Below are 21749 nucleotides of genomic sequence, written 5' to 3'. Positions count from 1 at the left end.
TTAAAAACACTACCAAAACACATCACTGGCTTTATGCTGTTGCAAGGTATTGCGCAAAGAGCCCAATGCCTTGCGATGAATCTGTGCGACACGTCCTTTGCTGAGCGAAAGCGATTCAGCAATCTCTTCAAACTGCAAGCCTTGCAAATAATGGCGGTCGATCACAAGCTGCTCCTGCGCCGGGAGATCGCGCACCATTTCTCGCACGCGCAATTGCAATTGCCTGAGTTCCAGGCCGCGATACACCGGGGCGGTCTCGTTTGCAGCCTCGCCGCTGGCATCCATCATGCCGGTATCCGCCAGCAGCCAGGTAAGCGCCAGACCAACGCCGATTTGCGCCAGCTCGCGAAACAATTCTATTGATGTTTTATCAAGTATTTTGGTGTCGTCCTTATCCAGGCTTTTGACGGCGTCAAGCCGCTCGCTAGACAGCCGCTTGCGCATCGCGATCTGCTGTTGTTTATCGGTTAGATGCTCAAGCCCGTTGAGAATCGCGCCGTGCATCCGGCGTGCGGCGTACGTCTTGAACTGGACACCAAGACCCGGATCAAAGCGGTCCAGCGCCTCCATCATGCCGACCGACGCCAACTGCAAATATTCAGCAAATTCGATTTCATCGTGGAACCGCTTTGCATAATAGGAGGCGGCCACGGTACGCGCGTACGACAGATAATGGCGGGCGAGACTATCCCTTGCCACGCTGTCGGCACCCTCTCGCCAACGCTGCCACAATAACGATTCCTCGTGATTATCCAGCTGCTTTCCGGCCATCTCCTTCTCTTGAAACGAAAGATGACTGGAAAACGGGCGTCGATTGCTCACGGCGATAACCCGCTATCTCAGTGAAACGAGCCAACGAGTGCCTTGAGGACAAGACTCCAGCCGTCGATCAGTACAAACATCAGGATCTTGAGCGGCAGAGCAATGGTAGTGGGCGGCATCATCATCATCCCCAGCGCCATCAAGATGCTGGAAACAATCAGATCGATTAGCAGGAACGGCAGGAAGATGACAAAGCCGATCTGGAATGCCGCACGCAATTCCGACAGCATGAATGCCGGAATCAATTGCACATTGCTGATGTCATCCATATTGCGCGGCGCCTTGGCCTTCGACAACTCGACCATCAGCGACAGATCCTGCTCGCGTGTCTGCCGCACCATGAAATCCCTGATCGGCACCACCCCTTTGTCGTAAGCGCCATCCATGGAAATAGTCCCCTGCATGAACGGCTGGAATGCATCGTTATCCACTTTCTGCAATACCGGCGACATGGTGATCATCGTCATGAACAAAGCCAGTCCGATCAATACGGTATTTGGCGGCGTCTCTTGCATGCCGATTGCGTGGCGCAGCATGGATAAGACAATGATGATGCGCAAGAATGCCGTCAGCGACATCAGCAAGGCTGGCAGTACGGCCAGCAAAGTCATGCCGATCACCACGCGAATGGCTAGTGCGGTGTCATCGGATTTTCCTGCGGCGCCGCCATTGAAGCGGATTTCAATGCCCGGAGTGGCCACGCTGGCCTTCGAAGGCGCACTGGGCTTAGTGGCGGAAATCGTGGTTTTGGCGTCACTCAGCGAATCGGATATGGTCGAGGCGCGTTGTGCCGAACCGCCGTCCGCCTGTGCCAAGGCACAGCCGCCGCACAACAGGACGACAACCAGCATGCGCACAAACAGGGCGTAAGCAGAAAGCCGTATCAAGATGCATCCCCTGCAACAGGTTCTTGCTCCGACGTTTCAGCACCAGACGGCATGGCGGCCAGGCGCACCACCCCTTCGTCGCCGCAAGAAACCAGCAGCTTGCCGCCTTCCCATTCGATGACATGGAGGGAAGTACGCCCCGCCAAACGGACGCTTGCCACCACCTTGAGTTCTGCATTCCCGGAAGGTGCGGGCAGCCAGGCCATCCAGCGCGCCTTGCTGGCATCACCGCCTTTGCGACGCCATGCAGCATAGATACAGCACAGCAGCAGCGCCAATAACAACACGCAAAGCAATATGCTGCCGCCGGCGGGGAAAGCCGCCCCGGCGCCATCCTGCTTGAATGGTAAAGCGCTGACAGACGCCGCCGCACTGGCTTGCGCCCAGGCCGGAACGGGCAGGATCCCCGCAACTGCACACGCTGCAACCGTCCGGCTGCCTCCTGACAGGCCGCGCAAAATCTGATCAACCATGCAGGATCACGCCTTCAAAGGAATCGGCAATTCGGTAATGCGCACGGCAAAATGGTCGTCGACCGCGACCAGCTGGCCACGCGCCACCACGCGGCCTTCCAGTATCAGGTCGACAGCCTGCTCGACCTGGCGATCTAGCCGGACGACCTGGTTTTCTCGCGCATTCAATATCTCCCCTACCGTCATCACCGCTTCGCCGACGCAAACGCTCAGGCGTGCCTTGATCTGATGCAAGGGGTTGAGTGTTTCAACTATCTTTGCTTCCGACGAACGATCAGCATTACTCAGCTCATTCAAGGCAATGATCTGGGCGACTGGTTGATGGTTTGTGAATGATTCAGTCATTTTGTTCATAGTGTTTTGTCGTTAAAATTAAAGGGATGAGGCATTGGCTGGAAGTTCATCTGTACCGGCAAGCACCAGCTCAACCGCGCGCATCCCTTGTTGTTGCCCCAGATAGGCATCACACAGCAGTTTTCCATCTTCGCCAATCACGGCCAATGGCTGCTCCAACCCGTGCGGCAACGGTATGATGTCGCCCAGCACCAACGCCTGCAGGCTGCCCAGGTCCAGCTCGACCGCCGACAGCTCTAGCCGCAAAGAAGTGGTTTGTTGTGCGATTGCCTTATGAACTGGTACCAGCGAAGCATTGCTGCTCGCCACATGGGCTTGCAACGCCATCTTCTCATCGCGTCCCAGCAACTTTGCGGCACGCGCCGGTCCGATGTGCAAGGCCAGTTGCATGCCATACCATGGCAACGCGACCCGTACAGCCCCTGACCATGCAAACATATGCTGCGGCGGCAGCGCTTCCTCGCTCAAACCCGGTCGAAGCGGCGCATTGGATTCCGATTCCGGGTGCCCGCTATGACCGAGGCAGCTACGCAAATTGTTGATGCAGTCTTGCCAAGCCGCCTGCGCAAGTTCCACCGCAAGGCTTGGGACGTCTTTTTGTACTCGCGATTGTGGTGGTCCGGGCATATTCAACAGCAGCGCCGACATGGTTTCAATAGATGCCTGGCCGGCGTCAAGCCATACCTGTGCATCGACGCCCTCGTCGTCCGGAAATAATGCCTGCCAGTTACCGGAGCCATATCCAACGTCGACATGATGCGCCAGGACGCTGATGATGTCGCCATCGACACTTTCGTTCGCCTGTGGCGAAAGATCGTCCAGCCAGGCAGAGCGCCATTGCTGTCTTGACCGGTCAAGACGCAAAGCCAGGCCAGCAAGTTCGGCTTCCTGCCACCAATGCATAGCACGAAAGACATGCACGGCTGCGCCAGCCTGCGTCGCTTTTTTGACTGCCTGCATTGATTATTTCCCCTTCATTGAAAACAGTTCCTGCAGCATCTCATTGGCGGTCGTGATGACTTGCGAAGAAGACTGATAACCACGCTGCATCACGACCAGATCGCTGAATTCCTGCGACAGGTCGACATTGGAAATCTCGATCTGTCCCGCACGGACCGCGCCGAATCCGCTTTCTCCGGCTTTCCCGAGTTGCCAGGCTTGGGTTCCGCTGGCGGCAAACTGGTTATTGCCGACGGCAGTTACCGCATCCAGCGAATCAAAACGGCTCAGCGCCAGACGCGCCGCATTGGCGGTCTGGCCATTTGAATACGTCAGCACCAGATTGCCGGACGGATCAAAGGTCGCCTTGCTCATGGCGCCCGGACCGTAACCGTCTTGCGACGCTACCGCCAATGTCGACAGAGTGCCGCCGGCAAACGATGTGACATCACCGCTAAAATCGAAAACCAATGGAACCGGCGCCATGTTCTTCGCCTTGTAGGTCATCGAAATCTTGGCAGTGGACGGATCCGGCTTGCCATTCTGAAACTGGATGGTTCCGGTGCCTACCGTGGTCGTACCGTCCATCAGCACCACATTCCAAAAGCCGGGTATGGTCGTCCCCGGCGTCGTCGGCAAATTCGGAACAGACGGAATGCCCGGCGTTGGCGGCAGACCCGGCGTCGACGGCGTACCAGGCGTGGTTGTCGTTACGCCGGTAAAATTCAGCGTCAGCGAATGTTCGCCACCATTGGCGTCGATCACAGTGATGCCCTTGACCGTCTGATCGGTAGTGCTGCTGGAGAGATTACCGCTGAACTTGACCGTGGTAGTCACCGCGCCGGCATGCGTCTTCAAGCCAGACAAACTAATTTCCGCCAACGCGCCATTGGCGTCAATTCCCATGACTTTAGCGTTATCGCTGCGGTTGATCAGTACGCCGTCGGCGTTGAACTGGAACTGACCTGCCCGGGTGTAATGGATATTGCCAGCGTCGTCCTTCAGATTGAACAGTCCCAGGCCATCAATCGCCGCATCCAGGTCATTACTGGTTTGCCGCAACTCACCCTGGCGAAAATTGAAGGTAGTTCCCTTGGTGTCCAAGCCGTAGCCAACCTGTCCGTAGTTACGCCCGCCACTACCGCTCCCCAGGTTGCCGTTGGAGTAAAACAGATCGGCAAATTGCAAAGTCGATCCCTTGAAACCCGGCGTGTTCATGTTCGCAGTGTTATTGGCGATGACTTTCAAGCCGCGGGAATAGCCCAGCAATCCGGTCATGCCGAGATAGATTGAATCAAGCATGGAGCGCTCCTTTTACAAATCCAAGTGGTTCCGGGTTTACCGTACGGTGACAATCTGCGACAAACTGATGTTCGCCAATGTCGCCCCTGCGGTTGTCTGAATGGTCAACTGAGGCGTATCGCCACTCAACGCGAGCGCTTTCACTGTCCCCGTGACGGCGCCGCTGGTGGTGTTGATATCCACCGTGCGGCCAATCAATCCAACCGATTGCAACGACGATTGGGTTGAAATCAGCTGATCGATCTTGCTGTTGAGTTGTTGACTTTGCTGGAGCGTAGTGAACTGCGCCATCTGAGCCATGAACTGCTGGTTATCCATGGGTTTCAAAGGATCCTGATAAGTAAGCTGAGTCAACAGCACCTTCAAGAAATCCTGCATGTTCAAGCCATTGGCTTGCAAATTGCTGGAACCGCCGACTGCATCGATTGCCATCATGCCTCCTGTGAATCAAAATAAGAATAAGGAAAGTGCCCTGCAAATGAAGGCCGCTTCGGTTGCGCATCTTCCAATTGTGCAGGCTGCGTTTTATCTGATACGGTCCGGTTATCGCCAGACACCGTGTAGATCGGCTGGCCGTTGCAGGTCACAGAAAGCAGACGCGCCCCTTGCGCCGCCAGCCACGATTGCGATTCACGGACGATCTGCGCCAATTCCTCCGGCAGCATGCCGTGCTGCCCATCGATGCCTAACCACAACTGGACATCCTGCCCCTGCCACTGAGCGTGAATGCGCAGCTGCTGGCGCGCCGTGTCACTGGCAAAAGCACCCAGGCCCTTGGCGGCAGCCATCGTTTGCAGATCACTGACAAAGGTCTGCTGGTGCGGCTCAGGAGCCATTTCGGCCAACGCCGGCAAATTTAAACTCAGGCGCAGTTTTTGCAGCAACCCCTGGGCCAACACATGACCATCGACAGTCGTCACATCAGGTTTGGCCGCACTTGCCAGTTGTACTTGTGTTGCGGTGGTCAGTCTGGCCGGCTGGCCTGCCTGAGGTAAGGCCGGCACTATTGCATCGCGCCCGGCTGTATCTGCCACTAAAGCAGCCTGCTGCATTTCCGGCATACCTTTGAGCGGCTGACGGCCTGCATTCTGCATGTCAACCGCTTGCTGCGGCTTTGCGTCCGAAGCGGGATGTCGCAGCCAGTTTTTCATTTGCGCTCGCTCCATCTCCCGTTGCCAAGCTGACTGCCTGGAACCGCTGTCAACATCTTGCGGATCTTTCTCCTGCCCCGCCTGGGTTGACGCCGGCAATATTGCGGGAAATAGAAGCGCTGCTGAAATCGTGCTCATATCTTGCTCTCCTGTGCAGACCGCTTGCTTGGATGCTGGCTGATCGTGCGCTCTTTCCAGACGCTACGAGCGATCCAGTCACGGTCGGCCTCATTGCTCTGACGAATCTGTTCAACCTCAATATATTCTTTCAAACAATCCAGCCGGTGCTGCTCTGTACGCTCCAGACGCTGCTGCTGTGCGATGCACTCATGGCGAACCTGCTGCAACTCTTGCTCCAACAGCGACAACCGCTCTTCCTGCTCCCTGATCTGACCGTTACATTGCGTCAGGTACGCAATCGAACGTTGATGCGCAAGAGGATTCAGACGTTGCAACACAGCCTTTGAAATGCATTCGGCCTGTATCATCATTTGCTGCTTCATTTCAACCAGGCGTTCCCGTTCCGCCAAAAGTTGCGTCTGCAGGGCGGCCAGTTTTGCTTGCAAGATATCGAGCTGCCATTGATAACGATGTTGAATCGATGCCAATGGATAGACGAAACCGCGGAGATCAGCCGACATGCCACTCATCGCGCTGCTCCAAATACCTGGGCCAAGGTTTTGAGCGCCTCCTCACGGCGCACTCCGCCAAGATTCTGGCGCAGGAATTGCAGCAGCTCCGGCTCCAGCGCCAGCGCGCGGTCCAGTTCGGCATTGCTGCCTCGCTCATAGGCGCCGATGTCAACCATTTGGCGATTACGCTCGAGCAAGGCAAGAATCTTGATGGCATGGATCGCCAATTGCCGCTGTTCCGGCGTGGTCAGGTCCGGCATCAGGCGGCTAGCGCTCTTGAGGACATCCAGCGCCGGATACTGGCCTTGATGCGCCAATTGCCTGGTCAGCACCAGATGCCCGTCCAGTATCGAGCGCAAACTATCCGATATCGGCTCGTTCAGGTCGTCGCCCTCTACCAGTACGGTCAGCAAGGCCGTGATGGCGCCACCTGAGGGCGCAGTACCGCAACGCTCACAGATTTCCGGCAGTTCGGCAAACACTGACGGTGTGTAGCCCCGTGCGGTAGGCGGCTCGCCCGCCGACAAACCAATCTCACGCCTGGCCATGGCGAAACGGGTAATCGAGTCCATGGTCAGCAAGACTTGCTTGCCCTCATCCCGGAAATGTTCGGCGATGGCGACCGCAGCGTAAGCTGCACGCACTCGCGCCAAGGCCGGCTGGTCCGAGGTCGCCACCACTACCACGGAACGTCGCAAGCCTTCTTCACCCAATTGCTTATCGATAAACTCGCGCACTTCGCGCCCGCGCTCGCCGATTAGCGCAATCACATTGATATCGGCCTTGACGTGCCGTGCAACCATACCCAGCAGCGTGCTCTTGCCGACACCGCTGCCGGAAAAAATGCCGACCCGTTGTCCCTGGCCGATCGTCAGCAAACTGTCGATGCTGCGAATTCCGGTTTCCAGCACTTCGGTGATACGCGGCCGCTGCATCGGATTGATCGGCGCGCCCTTCAGGCTGCGCCGCAGGCTGGTTTCCGGATCAGCGCGACCATCCAGGGCGTGGCCGAAACAATCGATCACGCGTCCCAGCAACGACGACCCAACGCCGATTTCTGTTTTTGCGCCATCGGCAACCACCTCGCAGCCGGCCGCAAGTCCCTGCACCGAGCCATAAGGCATCAACGTCACCTGGCCGGGCTTGATACCGACCACTTCAGCTAAAACGCTGTTTCTTCCCGAACGCGCGCCGCCGTTGTCCTCTGCGAACTCGCCATCCCGGCGAAAAATCCGGCAAATCTCGCCGATGGCAACATCCGGCCCGCTAGCGGTGATTGCCAGTCCGCTCAATTGGCGCACGTAACCCATCTTCCGGGTCAGTTCGGCGCCGCGCAAAGCGTCGAGATAAGCCGCTTTCATCCTGGTTTCCCAGGTTGTGGGTCGGACGATGCACCAAGCATATTCTGCTGCATTGGCATCGCAGACGTCGATTGACGCACCGCCAATAACAGATCGGTGAACTGTCTGAGCTGAGTCTCCAGGCGCGCATCGAGAGTGCCCTCTGGATAGTCGATCATGCAACCTCCCAAGGACACCTGGCTATCCGCCAGATAAGACACCTCTCGCCCGGGAAACGGCGATGCACTGGCGCTCTCCGTCAGCAACCGGCAGTCGGCCGGATGCAGCCTTAGCACGATCTGTTCGCTGGCGCGCAACTGACGTATAGCCTGCAGCACATGCTGCCGCACGCCATCCTGAGACAACGCCAGCTTGCCTGCAATACGGCAGACGGACTCGTGCACCAGCGCCACCATATCGTCTTCCGCGCGCACCAAACATTCTGCTATTTGCACCGGAATGCTTTGCGCCAGCTTCAGCAACTGCTCTTCTTGTTTATCCAGCGTTGCCTTGGCCGCAGTGATTGCGTGCTGCACCGACTGTACGTTTTCTTTCTCGGCGGCGTCCAGGCCTTCTTGACGGCCGGCGCGAAAACCTTCTTCCTTGCCGATTCGGTTGCCGTCTTCCTGCCCTTGGAGCAAGCCTTTCTCATAACCTTCGCGTGCAGCGCGTTCCTGGATTTCAACCAGCGAAAGAGGCGAGGATACGGCGGGCGTGGGTGCTTGCACGGCAGAATTTGCCGCCAGCGTTAATCTCTCGGCTGCATCGCTCGTTTCACGCACTGCAGACGGCGAATCCGGACGCGATAACACGCGCGGCAAAGGATGCAACGCCAATTGATGCAAAACCTTGTGAGAAATCCCGTCCTTGCCTGTCATCTGGCGCCTCGCTTCAGTCTGGAAAATTGCCGGTGCTGCTTGAACGCAGTTCCAATTTTTTTCATCCAGCTAAACCGCACCACGCCGGCACGGCTACTTTTTATGCGTGAAGAGCCTGGAGCCTGGTTCAGAGCCGGCGCAAACGACAACCGCGTGACCAGCGACTGCAGTAAAACTGCCCTCAAGCGCGGCGGGGTATCCGAAAAGGAATGCGCAAAACGTTCTACCTGCGAGTGTCTTGCCTGGCCCAGCTGCTCCAGCAAACCTTCGCGCCATTGCCATGCATGGCAAGCCAGCAACCGGGCAATCAGCTCCGGTGGTTCGTCTTGCAGAATCTGCGCCAAGGTTGTTGGATTTACGTCATTCAAACTGGTTATTGCACTCGCCGGCGGCTCAGCCTCGCGTGTACCGGCCGCATTCACTGGCGTCATCTCTGCCGGGATAGCCATTGACGCCGCTGCCTGGTGCAACGGCGCAGCAGTCTCCGCTGCGCGGCTTAGCAGTGCTTTATCCGCCGGAATGCCAAGCGCAACCAGTTCATCGAGCATGCTTCTCAAGCTTGCCTGACTTTCCGCATCGAGCCTGGCCAGCATCCAGTGACGGTCTGCGGCCGACATCGCGTGCAGCAGCAGCGCAGTGCGGCGCAGGTTCAGCGTCTCGCTCACGCTTTGCTCCTTGCCGATGATCCGGTGTCCGCCGGTGAATCCTGCATCCAGCCGCGAATCTGCGCCAGGACCACTTCCCGCTGCTGCTCGGACAAGACCGCCGCGACCGGCGCTGTATTGCGACGCCATACGAGGCTAGCCACGACAGCTACCGCAACACCCGTCAACAGCAACGCAAAGAACGCCAGAACCAGCGGATTGGTCTTGCCGGACGAATTTGCCATCGCGCCGAGAATGCCGCCGTTTGCACCAGCAACAGCAGCTTCCGGTTCTTCACGCACGGCAGATGCCTCAACATTAGCGTCATGGCTGGCGGCTGGCTTGTGATCCACCACGCCGAAAGCGCTCAGAGGCTGGACCACCACAGTATCGCCGCGCTCGCGCGAAGCGCCGACTGCGGCTGCGACCACATTCTTGATACGTTCAACCTGCGCGTCGTCCAACGATTTAGGAACCACCGCGACTACCTGGATCCGCCGGATCGAGCCCGGAACGGCGACGACCTGCTCCACCCTGCGGCCTACCGTATATTCAATTTCATGTTGCGAGCCGCCGCTGCCGCCGGTTGAAAATTTTGTGTCTAGCGGCGGCCCGTTATCACGCATGACCTCACGCTCGCGCACCACGACGCCGGTGGGCGTCTGGCCATTCCTTGCCGGCGGCGACACCACGTCTTCAGTGGTAGTGCGTACCTGGTCCATATTGAGCGTGACATCCACGCTGGCAAGCGCCTGGCCCGCGCCGAAAGTGCGCTCCAGGACTTCATTTGCCTTATGGCTCAGGTAATTTTCGGTTTCCTTTTTCAGTTCCAGCCTTGTCGATGTGGCATCGACATCGCCTTCGCCCCGCGCCATATGCGTCAGCGCCACGCCGTGCTGGTCGACGATAGTGACGTCGCTGATGGCGATACCCGGCACCGCTGCCGATACCAGGCGCTGGATCCCGCTTACCTGCTCACCGCGCAGCACTTTTCCTTCTTTCATGGTCAGGGTGATGGATGCGGTGGGCGCATTGTTGCTGCGCTTGAACAAACCTTCCTCAGGCAACGCCAGGTGGACGCGAGCCGCCTGGATTTCCGACAAGGACAAAATGGTGCGCGTAATTTCGCCCTGCAACGCACGCTGGTAATTGATCTTCTGTGCAAACTCCGTCATGCCGAAATCGGTATTATTGAACAACTCAAAGCCAACGGTGCCGTGTAGCGGCAACTCCTTACTCATCAGCTTCAAGCGCGTCTGGTGTACGGTTTCCTTGTCCACTAGGATCGAGGTGCCGTTATCGCCCAGCTTATAAGGCACCTTCATCCGGTCCAGCTCGGCGACCATCGCTGACGCATCCTGCGGCGCCAGCTCGGAAAACAGCACCTGGTATTCCGTCCGCAAGGCCCAGACAGTAAATATCAGAAACGCAAGTATCGCCAGGACGCCCGCAACCAGTCCGATACGGGCGGAACGACCTAAATTCTTCCAGAAACCTTCAATCACAATACGCTCCGGCTACCAGGAAATTTCTGGTGTTTATTATCAAATATGTCATCTCACACCGACATTTTCATCACATCTTGATACGCTTCCAGCACGCGGTTGCGCACCTGCATCAGCAATTGGAAAGACATGCGCGCTTCTTCCAGGTTAATCATCACCTGATGCAGGTTCTGCACGTCGCCGACCGCCAGCTGCTGCAAATCGGTCTGGGTTGAAATCAACTTCTGGTTAACCTCTCCCAATCCTTTGCTCACCATCTGGCTGAACCCGGCTTGCTGCTGCGCTGCGGCCATCGAGCCAAACGCAGGATCCACCATCGACACATTCGCTATGCTGGCAATACTTTCGAGACTCATGCTCATCCTCCGATATCCAAAGCCTTCAACGCCATCGTGCGCGCAGCGTTCATCGCTGCCACATTGGCTTCATACGAGCGCATCGCTGTCATCAGCGACACCATTTCCTTGGCAGGATCGACGCCGGGATAGGAAATAAAGCCCTGCGCGTTGGCAAACGGGTGCCCCGGCTCGTATACCTGGCGCGGGCTGGCATTGGATGGTTCAACGCTGGCAATCGGCAAATCCAGTGCGAAATCACCGTCGCCTTGCATGCCGCGGCTTACCAGCTGACTGAACGACGCCGCGTCGGCGCTGCCGGTCCGCGCCACCACTTGCATCGGCTGGAAATTCTTGCCATCCGCGCTCTGCACAGTCTGGGCGTTGGCGAGATTGAGCGCGGCAACATCGACGCGCGTGCGTTCGACCGACATACCGGCGGCGCTGATGGCAAATGTGTGTGTGTAATCCATGGCTATCTCCTATCGCTTGCCGTCGCTGAATGCGCTTTCCAGAATCGCAAAGTGCTTGTTCAAGCCTTTCGCCAACACCTGGTATTTCATCGTATTTTGCGACAGCGCGGCGACCTCAGTGTCCAGCTGAATCGGGCTGATTTGTCCACCGGTATTTTGCATCGCTTGCATTTGCAGCTTGACGCCCGCAATCGCGAACGGATCTATGCGCCCTTCAGTACGCAAGCCGCGCCGCGCATCTTCAAGTTGCGCCTCGAAACTGACGCCTTGCGGTACGTAGCCAGCGGTATTGGCATTCGCGATATTGGCCGCAATCGCCTGCTGGCGCAGACTAGCCGCGTCCATCGCCAAACCGAGAATTGCAGTAGTTACGCTTTCCAGACCTTGTGTCATGTCGATTTCTTTCCAATGTATTTCAGCTTATTTGCCAGCTTATTTATTACCTTGCTTTTAACTTACTTTCAACCCACTAACTAACTAACCTGCTTATCGGGCCGTTTATTGCACTATCAGTTCTGCATGCAACGCACCCGCCGCCTTGATGGCGCGCAGGATGGAAATGATGTCGCGCGTGTTGGTTTTCAGCTTGGCCAGCGACTCCACCAGATCGGCCACCGTGTCATTGGTCGGGGCGACATATCCGGGGCCGTTCTGTTCCTCGACGTCGACCCTGCTGTTGCTGACCATCGCGGTGCGCACATCCGCGCCGCCACGGCCGATAATGAAGGGCTGCGATACGCTGTTTTGCGTAGCGATGGAAATCTTCAGGTCACCATGGGAAATCGCGACTTTGGAAATGCGCACGTCGCCGCCAGAAACGACCGTTCCAGTACGTTCATTGATGACTACCTTGGCGCGCCGGTCTGGCTCTACCGTCACGTTTTCAATCTGCGTCAGATAGTTGACCAGTTGCTCCCGGCTGGCATCGGACACATGAATTTCGATGCCGGCGGCGTCACGCGCCTTGGCCAGCCCGGAACCCACTTGCTGGTTGATCGCCGCGGCAATCCGGTTCGCCGTGGTGTAGTCGGGTTCGGCCAGGATGAAAGTCACGTTCTGGTCGGCATTCACTATTTGCGCAGTGACCCCAACCTCAACCGTGGCGCCGGATGGCACCGAGCCAACGGTCGGGTGATTTTTCTGGACCACGTTGCCGTTGGCGTCGTAGCGATAGCCGCCTACCGACAGCGGTCCCTGCGCTAGCGCATAGACACGACCGTTGGCAGCCTTGAGCGGCGTCATCAGGAGGCTGCCGCCCACCAGGCTGCGCGCATCGCCGGCTGAAGTTACCGTAATGTCCAGCGTATCGCCTTCACGGGCGAAGGTAGGCAGAGCCGCTGTCACCATCACTACGGCAACGTTACGGCTTTGCACCTGCTCCGGCGCTACCGTAAGATTGAATTGCGAAAACACGTTTGCCAGTGCCTGGCGCGTGGTGCGATTGGTTGGCGAATCGCCGGTGCCGGCCAGACCTGTCACCACACCATAGCCAACCAGGGCATTATCACGCCAGCCGCGCATGCGTCCGAGATCCTTGACCCGGATCGAATCCAACGCCCACGCTGAAGGGCAGGCGTTCAGCAACAACATTGCTGCTACCGCAGACGTCGTGAACATCGAAAAAAGAGAGCGCTTCATCGTCAGAATCCCAGCCAGTCAACTACACTGCGCCACCAGCCGCGCCGTTGACGATCCGACAGATCGCCGTCGCCCACATAGGTGATCTTGGCTTCGCTCAAGCGGCTGGAAATAACTACGTTGCCATCAGATATATCCAAAGGCCGTACCCGGCCTTCCAGCTTGACGTTCTGTTTCTCGCCATTTACCAGCAACGCCTGTTCGCCGGCGATACGGAGATCTCCGTTGTCCATTATTTCGGTCACCGACACGGTCAATTGCGCCAGCAGCCTGCTGGCGCGTTGCGTCCGTCCGCCGCCATCAAAATCACCGCCGATATTGACTGCGCCATTAATGGGCAGATTCCGGCTCAGGGTCAGATCGGCATTGATGCCGTTCTTGCGGCGTGTCGTAGTGTCGGCGTTGGTAGAGGCGCTGGAATTCTCAAGCACCTGCACTGTCACTACATCGCCGACGCGGAAGGCTTTATTGTCGCCCGCTAATGGCCGATATGAATTCTCCTGGTACAGGCTTTCCGACAATGCCGGCAGACTGCCTAGCATCAGGCAGCCGAACAAGAACCCCAAACCGAAACTACGCATATCTTTCCTCATCACTCTGTGATCTCCACCATCCCGGGGCCAGCGACACGCGCCATGACCGAATTCGTTGCCGACGCCGCCTTGACCCGCACCAACTGCCCCGGATAGCCATCCTGCAAGGCTTCTACCCTGCCCTCCAGCGAAACCAGTCCGGTGTGGGTGCGCAAGGTAATCTGTTCGCCCCTGGTTACCGCCGGCGCCGCCTCGACCTGTGAGCGCAACACTGGTTCTCCTTTATTGACGCTTCGACGGACACGCCACAGCGTGCTGTCGCTATCGCTCCGGCTTTTGACCGACACCGCATTTTCATGAGGGGCGTCGGCAATATCTACCTCGCGCCTTTCAAAATTTGCCGGATTGACTATGCTGCCTGCCATCATGTCTTGCGAGGCAACATAACCGTCCTGGTAGGCCCGCACATCAAAGCTCACTGGCACTGAACGGCTGAAATCATTGTCTATCCAGATATCGACCCACATCAGCATGCGCCGGCTGGGCGGCCTGCCTTCGGGCAAAGGACGCACGCGTAATTCGACCTTTCCTTGTGGCAGGGAGAGATCGCGCGGCTCGCTGACCTCGCCTATCTCGCTACGCTCAACGCGCGTCTTCAACCAGCGCGACAACTCTTCACGCGCACTGTCGATCACTCTCTCGCCGGCAAGCGTCTGTTCCGATGCCGAAATCTCGACACGCTCGGCACCGCTCCAGACGGCAACACCTTGGGTCAGTTGTCGCGAACGGACCCAGCGCTCCAGTTCACCGCGCTCAAGGTTGACCATATTACCGGCGCGCGGCGCTGCTCCCAGCAGCAGCTTCATCCATTGATACAAGGTAGCCAGATCCCCCGTGCTCAGGTTGGCCACGTCGCCCAAGGTGACGCGCGCGTGCTTCACTTGCACCTTGGCGCGCAGTTCGATCTTCACCGGCCATTTCCTTGCCTCGAGCTGGGCATGTGAAATATTGCCGGCGCAAGCCAGGCCCAGCCCTGTGAAAGCTAGCAGCAAGCGACGCTGAAGGATTGCCTTGATTGCCATATCGCTGAAATTACTTGCGCAGGTTATTGACCATGCCGAGCATCTCGTCGGACGCCTGCACCACTTTCACACTGGCCTCATAGGCACGCTGCGCCACCATCAGGTTGACCATTTCCTCCACCATCTTGACGTTCGAGCCTTCCAGGAAACCCTGTTGCAGGGAGCCGATGCCGTCTTCAGCCGCCCGTCCGGTAATCGCCTCTCCGGAGGAATCATTGGTCTTGTAAAGATTGTCGCCTTGCGCACTCAGCAAACCCGGGCTGGAAAAGCGCACCAGCTCCAGCTTTCCGGCTTCGATGGGAGTTGATTGCCCAGGCACCTGAAGGGTTATCCGGCCATTTGGATTGATCACCATGTTCTGGGCATTGTCAGGGACGGTTATTCCCGGGCTAAGCGGATATCCGGACTGAGTCGACAGCATGCCGTCGGCGTTAACCTTGAGCGTACCGCCACGGGTATAGGCGCGCGAACCGTCCGGCATTGTCACTTCCAGAAAGCCGTCGCCCTGGATCGCTACGTCCAGCGCGGAATCGGTTTTCTTTATATCGCCGACATCAAACATTTTCGACAGGTTGGCAATCCCCACGCCGGAACCAAGCTGGGACACGCCGCCCAGCAGAGCGCCGTCGCCGTCTGCATTTTTCGACATGGCCAGTTGGCGGGTACCGATCATCATCAAATCGGAAAAACTGATCCGGGCTTTCTTGAATCCCGTGGTGTTCACGTTGGCCAGGTTATTGGCGATCGTGTCGACATTCAGTTGTTGCGCCTGCATTCCAGTGGCGCCGATATAGAGAGCATCAAGCATAAAATTCCTGTCTTAAACGTTGATTGTTGCGTTGACCGTTGTTAATTCGCTTGTTAATCCGCTTGCTAATCCACTTAACCACGGCTTCCTTGTCACATGTCGCCGAGTTTCCGGATCGCGGTGCCGAGCATCTCGTCATAACCCTGCGCCACCTTCTGCATTGCCTCGAAATGGCGCATGGTCTGTGTCAGTTCGACCATTTCACGCATGGAGCTGACATTGGCGTTTTCCAGATAGCCTTGCCTGATCTGTACATCCGCGTCCTGCAATTGCGTCATGCCGTCGCCGGCAGCCACCAAGCCGTCCCCCAACCGGCGGAGGCCGGCAGGTTTGTCGAACTGGACAACTTTCAGTTGCGCCACCGGCAGCTTGTTTTCAATAATGTTGCCGGCTGCATCGATAGATGGTTGCGAAGTATTCAGATAGATATCCCCGCCCTTTCCCATGACGGGATAGCCCTGCGCGGTAACCAGGCGCCCGCGTGCATCCATGCGGAAATTGCCTTGCCGGGTATAGGCGGAACCATTCTCGGTCTGCACCTCAAAGTAGCCGGACCCGGTAATTGCCAGGTCGAGATTCTGTCCGGTGGATTTCAGCGTGCCGGGGCGTGTATCTGTCAGTACCTCGATATGGTTATCGGGCATATCGCGTCCCGCCGCCTCTGCCATGCCGGCATCCAACATGCGTGCAAACGATGGTCCTCGCGCAGACTGTGTGCGCACAACCGCCACTTCGCGCTTGTACGCAGGAGTCAGGGCATTACTCAAGTTCATGGCTACGCGATCGACGCGGGCCATGTCTTGCTGCATGCTTTGCAGCGCTACTCCCAGTAATTCTTCCATTTCTATCTTTCAAACCAATGAGGGATTGATGAAATTGCACTCACAAAGTCACCACGCTGTACGATTTAAGTTCAATCGACAACGGGATTTCGGTCATGGACAGCACCCGCAAATGCGGCACAACGCGCTCAGACAACATACGGATATGACGCCGCAATTCCGGTGAACACAACAACACCGGCAGCAAATTGCTTTTCATCATCCGTTCGGCCTGCTGTACCAGGCGGGCGATGAATTGCTCTGTCAGTTTCGGTTCAAGAACGAAAGGTTGTTGCCCGTTCGCCGACTGAATGCTGTGCATGAACTGGCTTTCTATGGCCGGGTCCAGCGTCATCACGTGCAGTGCATTGGCGTCGCCCACCAGCCCCTGGCAAATCGCCTGGCCGAGGCGATGCCGCACCGCTTCGGTGAGATAGTGGCTGTCCTTGCTGGTGCGGCCGGCATCGTTCAGAGTTTCCAGAATGGCTTCTATGTGGCGAATGCTGACTTTTTCACGCAGCAGGTTCTGCAACACTTTCTGAACGTCGCTGATCGCCAGTACGGTAGGAATCAGGTCCTCCACGAGGCTAGGCTGCCCCTGCCGTACGCGCGCCAGCAGACGCTCCGTCTCGGCGCGGGTGAGCAATGTCGCGGATTCCCGCCGCAGCACTTCGGTCAGGTGCGTCATGAATACTGTTTGTGCATCGACCAGAGTAAATTTGGCGGCCTGCGCCGCCGAGCGTTGCGATTCCTCGATCCACAATGCCGGCAAACCATAGGTCGGGTCGCGCGTAGCCTCGCCCGGGATCGCCTTGACATCGCCACCAGGATGTATCGCCAGCAAGCGATCAGCACGCGCCTCACCGCGCGCCGTCAATACGCCGTCAAGATGGATTTCGTATTGGTCGGCACCGAGCCGGGAAGTATCCTTGAAGCGGACGCGTGGCAGCACTATGCCGAATTCCTGTGCATGCTGCTTGCGGAAGGTCGCAATGCGTTCCATGAACAAACTGCCAGCCTGATTGACCAGCGGCACCCAGTGACGACCGACATTGACTTCTATCGGTTCTACCTTCAGCAAGGCATACGGATCGTCCTCATTGGCCAAAACGGCATCATCGGCGTCGCCGGCAGCTGCTTCCGGCTGCGCTTTCGCTTTTGCAGCCCGAAATGCAAACCAGGCTGCTATCAATACGCAGGTGCCTAGCGCCAGAACCGGAAAAGCAGGAATCCCTGGCATCATCAACAAGCCCACTTGCGCCGCCGCAACGATCAACAGAGTTTTCGGAAAGGACGTCATCTGCCGCGCCACTTCCTGGCTCAGGTTGGCGTCCGAGGCGGAACGGGTAACGATAATGCCTGTACCCAGTGCGATCACCAACGCCGGCACCTGGGTGACAATGCCGTCGCCAATCGTCAGCAGCGTGTATGTCTGCAATGCCTGCGCCCATGGCATGCCGTGCTGCATGACGCCGATCACCAGTCCACCAACGATATCGATCAGCAGAATAATGATGCCGGCAATCGCATCGCCTTTGACGAATTTGCTGGCGCCGTCCATCGCGCCGTAAAAGCCCGCTTCCTTGCTCAGGTTTTTACGCCGCAATTGCGCTTCGGTCTGATCGATGAATCCCATGTTCAGGTCGGCGTCGATGCTCATTTGCTGGCCCGGCATACTGTCCAGCGTAAACCGGGCGGCCACCTCCGACACGCGCTGCGCGCCATTGGTGATCACCACATACTGGACCACGATCAGGATAAAAAATACGATCAGGCCGATCACGTAATTTCCACCAACCACGTACGAACCAATCGCGGAGATCACCTTACCGGCATCGCCATTTGACAGAATCAGGCGCGTCGCCGCCACATTGAGCGACAGCCGGAACAAGGTTGCAATCAGCAGCAAGGATGGAAAGGTCGAAAACTCCACTGGCCGCGCCATATAGAACGTCAGCAGCAGGATCAGGAAGGCAAAACTGAAATTGGTCAGGATGAGGAAATCCAGCAGGCCACTGGGAATCGGCACAAACAACACCACCAATACGCCCAGCACCAGGACAACCATTACGATATCGCTATGTTTGCCAAAGAATCGTCGCAGGTTTTCCATCAAGCTCCTCCAGCAGCCGCTATATTCACCGCCTGGCCACCGCCGGCTTCACGCGCCTGGCGCATCGCAAACACCCAGACGATAATGCGCGCCACATCGGCGTATAGCGCCGGGGGCACTTGCTGGTTGACGCCGACGTCATGAAATAATTTACGCGCCAGGGTGCGATTTTGAACCACCGGGATATTATTTTCCGCAGCAATTTTCCTCATCGCTGCGGCAACCAGCCCCGCGCCTTTTGACACCATTTGCGGCGAAGTCATTTCACCGTGGGTATAGCGCAGCGCTATCGCCAGATGCGTTGGATTGGTAATCAAGACATCAGCATCGCGGGTCTTCGTCAGCGCAAGGCTACGCTTGAGCATTTCGTTGCGGAGTTCGCGCAAGCGCGCCCGAATACGCGGGTCGCCATCGCGATTCTTCGATTCGTCGCGCAAATCACGCTTGCTCATGCGCATTTTCTTGGCAAACTCATGCTTGGTGTAGAACCAGTCGCATAGGGCGATAATCCCCATCATCAGGATGATCTTCATGCCTATCGACGTCATGTCGTTCAGCAAGGTGCGGATATAGCCTTGCGGGGAATAGCCTGCCAGATTATAAAATTGCGGCGCCAGGCTCAACAGCGCGCGATACACCACCCAGACCAGCAAGGTCAGTTTCAGGCATGCCTTGAAGCCGTCGAATAGTGTCCGCAGCGAGAACAGGCGCTTGAAGCCGTTGGCCGGATTCACCTTATCCCATTCAGGACCGAGCGGCTTGGTGGAAAATACCGGCCCGATCTGGATCAGGTTGGCGACAATCGCGGCCAGCATGATTGCCGAAAAAAATGGCGCCAGCAGCATCAGGCTATTGGTCAGTCCGTGCGAGATCAATTGCCATAGCACTGCAGGACTCGCATCCACGCGTCCGGCCAGATTGAATAGCGCTTGGTCGAAGCGGAACTGGTCGCGGAAATTTTCCCAGCCCTGCCAATTGACATAGACCACTGCTACGGCAAACACAATGGCGGAAATCACATCAGGGCTTTTTGCAACCTGCCCTCGCTTGCGCGCTTCATTGAGTTTGTATTGTGTCGCCGCTTCGTTGCGATCCAGGTCTTGCTCAGCCATTATTGCGCGCCCCCAAAGATTTCACTCCAGGTGTGGAAAATCGACGCATAGATGCGAGACGTCACGCTACCGGCACCGGTCATCCATAACGACAAGGCCGTCAAGCCGACCACGATCTTGACCGGAATTCCCATCGCAAACATATTCATTTGCGGTAGGTTGCGCGCCAATACACCCAAACCCAGTTCGACCAGGAAGATACAAAACACCACTGGCGCCACCAAAGCAAAACCAAGGCTGAACATGGCGGCGACCTGCTTGAATACGGGGCCGGCAGCGTTTGCCAGAGACCAGGTGCGGCCGGGCGGAAAACGTTCCAGGCTGTAGGCAAAGCCGCGCAACAGCGCGTGATGGCCGTTGAGGGCAAAGAACAGCACCACCGCCAGTTGGTCGAAGGCACTCGTTAAAATGGGAAGCTGGCGGCGGCTGACCGGGTCGAAAACCTGCGCGATACCGTAGCCGATCTGCACGTCAAGCAAGGCGCCGCCTACCGAAAACGCAGCGAATCCGAGCATGAGACCTAAAGCCAGGGTGGCGCCCAATATCATTTCAGTCAAAGCCGCCTAGATCAGCTCGCCGACCCCCAGTGCAGCTGACACCCGGACATCGGGAAATCCAACCGTCAGGACAACGGAGAGGCCAATCACCAGAAAGACGCGTACCGTGGGGGGCATGGAGAAGGCATACATGACCGGTGTCATCAGGAACACCGCCGCCAGCCTTAACGACAGCAGGAATACGGTGAGCAGCCAGGACATGTCTATGAACAGCGCATTTGGGAAAACCATAGTATTACTTTCCCCAAACTAGAACATCGAAGGAATATCGGACCAGAGTTTGGTCGAGAATTGGGCTAGTTTGTGTAGCATCCAAGGACCGAAAATCATCAACGCGACACCAGCAGCGAGAAGTTTCGGTACAAAGGTAAGCGACATTTCCTGCACTTGCGTCACCACTTGCAAAATGCTAACTGCGAGTCCGACCAGCATACTCAAAGCCAAAACAGGCAAACACACCAGCAAGCCGGTCCAGAACATATCAGCCATCATTTGCAAGGCTAAATCAGCGTGCATAAAAACTTTCAATACTCATACTCAAAAAAACAACACCTTTACTGGCGCGCCTTGCAAAAATATCCATACAAAAACATTTTATTCCTTGGAAAATATGTAATTCACACCTAAAGCCAAGTAGCAATGTGTAACAGTATGTTATTGCATGTAACATTTTCGGGATATTAGCAAGCTTTTAGGAGCTAAGCAAAAGAATTCCCAGATACAATTTTTTTAAATTAAATATTGACTAATTGTGAAATATATTTATTTTTGAACTTTTACTCTCAAAATGCGGTCATGCCCGAATGGGGCAGGTTAAATGTCAACACGTTATCATTCCGATGCATTTAATAGCAGGAACGAAGGGGACCCGCTGATAACACTGCTTGAGCGTCAATGACGAATCCACAGCCATCCGTGACCTCGGTAGAACCGGGTAATGCTTTGGTAGCCGCGTGCATCAGACAGCAATCCTATTTGCATGGTCAAGTAAAGCTTGGTTTGCCACATATAGACGGTGCGATTAATGTTGTCCGCTGGCGTTTTGAGAGTTGGGCTGGGGATAACCGGAGACGGCTAGCACAGAGATCCTGCGTACTATTGCATGGTCTGCGCCCAGCGGAGCCTGTGTTCGGTTTTACGCCTTACCGCGGCGCATCAATAAACAGGATGTGATCGGTTGTAGAAAAGAGAGAATGGATCATTGCTAGACCGCTCCTTCATTTGTAAGCATCCAACCGCCCCACCTATCCAGCGTGTTTAGTGTTGGATAAAGTCCGGCAATGGCAACAGCGAATCGATCTGGCTGTTGGGGCACGTCGGGAGACGTTCCAAGACGGTGGCCAGCCAATG

At 56.7% G+C, this 21749-nt stretch carries 26 protein-coding genes; all 26 read right to left on the bottom strand.

The annotated features are described in order from the left end of the window. Positions 1-9: 9 nt before the first annotated feature. The 26 genes from ABI171_RS15035 to ABI171_RS14910 all read right to left on the bottom strand — a co-directional run bounded on the left by ABI171_RS15035 (position 10) and on the right by ABI171_RS14910 (position 20915). Positions 10-822 carry a sigma-70 family RNA polymerase sigma factor gene (locus ABI171_RS15035; RefSeq protein ID WP_348099329.1) on the bottom strand — a complete coding sequence of 271 codons (813 nt, stop codon included), beginning with the start codon at positions 820-822 and terminating at the stop codon, positions 10-12. Positions 823-839: 17 nt separating this feature from the next. After that, complete coding sequence (gene fliP / locus ABI171_RS15030) at positions 840-1709, bottom strand: flagellar type III secretion system pore protein FliP (RefSeq protein WP_348099328.1); 870 nt, start codon at positions 1707-1709, stop codon at positions 840-842. Then, the gene (locus tag ABI171_RS15025) at positions 1706-2182 is read right to left on the bottom strand and encodes a flagellar biosynthetic protein FliO (RefSeq protein WP_348099327.1); all 477 of its coding nucleotides are present in this window, start codon (positions 2180-2182) and stop codon (positions 1706-1708) included. The genes fliP and ABI171_RS15025 overlap by 4 nt, the downstream gene beginning before the upstream one ends. A 6-nt stretch (positions 2183-2188) precedes the next feature. Next, the gene (locus ABI171_RS15020) at positions 2189-2527 is read right to left on the bottom strand and encodes a FliM/FliN family flagellar motor switch protein (protein WP_348099326.1); all 339 of its coding nucleotides are present in this window, start codon (positions 2525-2527) and stop codon (positions 2189-2191) included. A gap of 27 nt (positions 2528-2554) precedes the next feature. Further along, the gene (locus ABI171_RS15015; protein WP_348099325.1) at positions 2555-3496 is read right to left on the bottom strand and encodes a hypothetical protein; all 942 of its coding nucleotides are present in this window, start codon (positions 3494-3496) and stop codon (positions 2555-2557) included. 3 nt (positions 3497-3499) lie between these two features. Beyond that, entirely contained in the window at positions 3500-4777 is a 1278-nt protein-coding gene (locus ABI171_RS15010; RefSeq protein WP_348099324.1) for a flagellar hook-basal body complex protein, read from the bottom strand. Between the two features lie 36 nt (positions 4778-4813). Further along, a complete protein-coding gene (locus tag ABI171_RS15005; RefSeq protein WP_211473817.1) occupies positions 4814-5209 on the bottom strand; it encodes a flagellar hook capping FlgD N-terminal domain-containing protein in 396 nt (131 codons plus the stop codon). Further along, positions 5209-5928, bottom strand: a complete 720-nt coding sequence (locus ABI171_RS15000) for a hypothetical protein (protein ID WP_348099323.1) — start codon at positions 5926-5928, stop codon at positions 5209-5211. The genes ABI171_RS15005 and ABI171_RS15000 overlap by 1 nt, the downstream gene beginning before the upstream one ends. 134 nt (positions 5929-6062) lie before the next feature. Then, positions 6063-6578 carry a hypothetical protein gene (locus ABI171_RS14995; RefSeq protein ID WP_348099322.1) on the bottom strand — a complete coding sequence of 172 codons (516 nt, stop codon included), beginning with the start codon at positions 6576-6578 and terminating at the stop codon, positions 6063-6065. Beyond that, a complete protein-coding gene (locus ABI171_RS14990) occupies positions 6575-7921 on the bottom strand; it encodes a FliI/YscN family ATPase (protein WP_348099321.1) in 1347 nt (448 codons plus the stop codon). Before ABI171_RS14990 ends, ABI171_RS14995 begins: the two co-directional genes overlap by 4 nt. After that, positions 7918-8778 carry a FliH/SctL family protein gene (locus ABI171_RS14985; protein WP_348099320.1) on the bottom strand — a complete coding sequence of 287 codons (861 nt, stop codon included), beginning with the start codon at positions 8776-8778 and terminating at the stop codon, positions 7918-7920. The genes ABI171_RS14990 and ABI171_RS14985 overlap by 4 nt, the downstream gene beginning before the upstream one ends. Continuing rightward, a complete protein-coding gene (locus ABI171_RS14980) occupies positions 8775-9443 on the bottom strand; it encodes a hypothetical protein (RefSeq protein WP_348099319.1) in 669 nt (222 codons plus the stop codon). Before ABI171_RS14980 ends, ABI171_RS14985 begins: the two co-directional genes overlap by 4 nt. After that, positions 9440-10927: a flagellar basal-body MS-ring/collar protein FliF gene (gene fliF, locus ABI171_RS14975; RefSeq protein ID WP_348099318.1), complete on the bottom strand. Its 1488-nt coding sequence runs from the start codon at positions 10925-10927 to the stop codon at positions 9440-9442. Before fliF ends, ABI171_RS14980 begins: the two co-directional genes overlap by 4 nt. A 53-nt stretch (positions 10928-10980) precedes the next feature. Continuing rightward, on the bottom strand, positions 10981-11283 hold the full coding sequence (gene fliE, locus ABI171_RS14970) for a flagellar hook-basal body complex protein FliE (RefSeq protein ID WP_348099317.1): 303 nt from the start codon (positions 11281-11283) through the stop codon (positions 10981-10983). 2 nt (positions 11284-11285) lie between these two features. Then, complete coding sequence (flgC, locus tag ABI171_RS14965; protein ID WP_348099316.1) at positions 11286-11735, bottom strand: flagellar basal body rod protein FlgC; 450 nt, start codon at positions 11733-11735, stop codon at positions 11286-11288. A gap of 9 nt (positions 11736-11744) precedes the next feature. After that, the gene (locus tag ABI171_RS14960) at positions 11745-12128 is read right to left on the bottom strand and encodes a flagellar basal body protein (protein WP_348099315.1); all 384 of its coding nucleotides are present in this window, start codon (positions 12126-12128) and stop codon (positions 11745-11747) included. 105 nt (positions 12129-12233) lie between these two features. Further along, a complete protein-coding gene (locus tag ABI171_RS14955) occupies positions 12234-13373 on the bottom strand; it encodes a flagellar basal body P-ring protein FlgI (protein WP_348099314.1) in 1140 nt (379 codons plus the stop codon). Between the two features lie 2 nt (positions 13374-13375). Continuing rightward, positions 13376-13954, bottom strand: a complete 579-nt coding sequence (locus tag ABI171_RS14950; protein WP_348099313.1) for a flagellar basal body L-ring protein FlgH — start codon at positions 13952-13954, stop codon at positions 13376-13378. Between the two features lie 11 nt (positions 13955-13965). Then, positions 13966-14988 carry a flagellar basal body P-ring formation chaperone FlgA gene (flgA, locus tag ABI171_RS14945; RefSeq protein ID WP_348099312.1) on the bottom strand — a complete coding sequence of 341 codons (1023 nt, stop codon included), beginning with the start codon at positions 14986-14988 and terminating at the stop codon, positions 13966-13968. A gap of 10 nt (positions 14989-14998) precedes the next feature. Next, the gene (gene flgG, locus ABI171_RS14940; RefSeq protein WP_348099311.1) at positions 14999-15796 is read right to left on the bottom strand and encodes a flagellar basal-body rod protein FlgG; all 798 of its coding nucleotides are present in this window, start codon (positions 15794-15796) and stop codon (positions 14999-15001) included. Between the two features lie 92 nt (positions 15797-15888). Beyond that, positions 15889-16638 (bottom strand): flagellar hook-basal body protein, encoded by a 750-nt coding sequence (locus ABI171_RS14935; RefSeq protein ID WP_348099310.1) that lies wholly within the window; start codon positions 16636-16638, stop codon positions 15889-15891. Positions 16639-16678: 40 nt separating this feature from the next. Beyond that, the gene (gene flhA / locus ABI171_RS14930) at positions 16679-18730 is read right to left on the bottom strand and encodes a flagellar biosynthesis protein FlhA (protein WP_348099309.1); all 2052 of its coding nucleotides are present in this window, start codon (positions 18728-18730) and stop codon (positions 16679-16681) included. Next, positions 18730-19842, bottom strand: coding sequence for an EscU/YscU/HrcU family type III secretion system export apparatus switch protein (locus tag ABI171_RS14925; RefSeq protein ID WP_348099308.1), 1113 nt, complete (start codon positions 19840-19842; stop codon positions 18730-18732). The genes flhA and ABI171_RS14925 overlap by 1 nt, the downstream gene beginning before the upstream one ends. Then, complete coding sequence (locus ABI171_RS14920; protein ID WP_348099333.1) at positions 19842-20390, bottom strand: flagellar biosynthetic protein FliR; 549 nt, start codon at positions 20388-20390, stop codon at positions 19842-19844. The genes ABI171_RS14925 and ABI171_RS14920 overlap by 1 nt, the downstream gene beginning before the upstream one ends. A gap of 15 nt (positions 20391-20405) precedes the next feature. After that, the gene (locus ABI171_RS14915; RefSeq protein ID WP_348099307.1) at positions 20406-20630 is read right to left on the bottom strand and encodes a hypothetical protein; all 225 of its coding nucleotides are present in this window, start codon (positions 20628-20630) and stop codon (positions 20406-20408) included. 18 nt (positions 20631-20648) lie between these two features. After that, positions 20649-20915, bottom strand: a complete 267-nt coding sequence (locus ABI171_RS14910) for a flagellar biosynthetic protein FliQ (protein WP_348099306.1) — start codon at positions 20913-20915, stop codon at positions 20649-20651. Positions 20916-21749: the final 834 nt, after the last annotated feature.

The sequence above is a fragment of the Collimonas sp. genome, from assembly GCF_039923675.1.
In the GTDB taxonomy this organism is placed as follows: domain Bacteria; phylum Pseudomonadota; class Gammaproteobacteria; order Burkholderiales; family Burkholderiaceae_D; genus Collimonas.
Note: the sequence above shows the minus strand (reverse complement) of the source record. Positions and strands in the feature narration are given on the sequence as shown.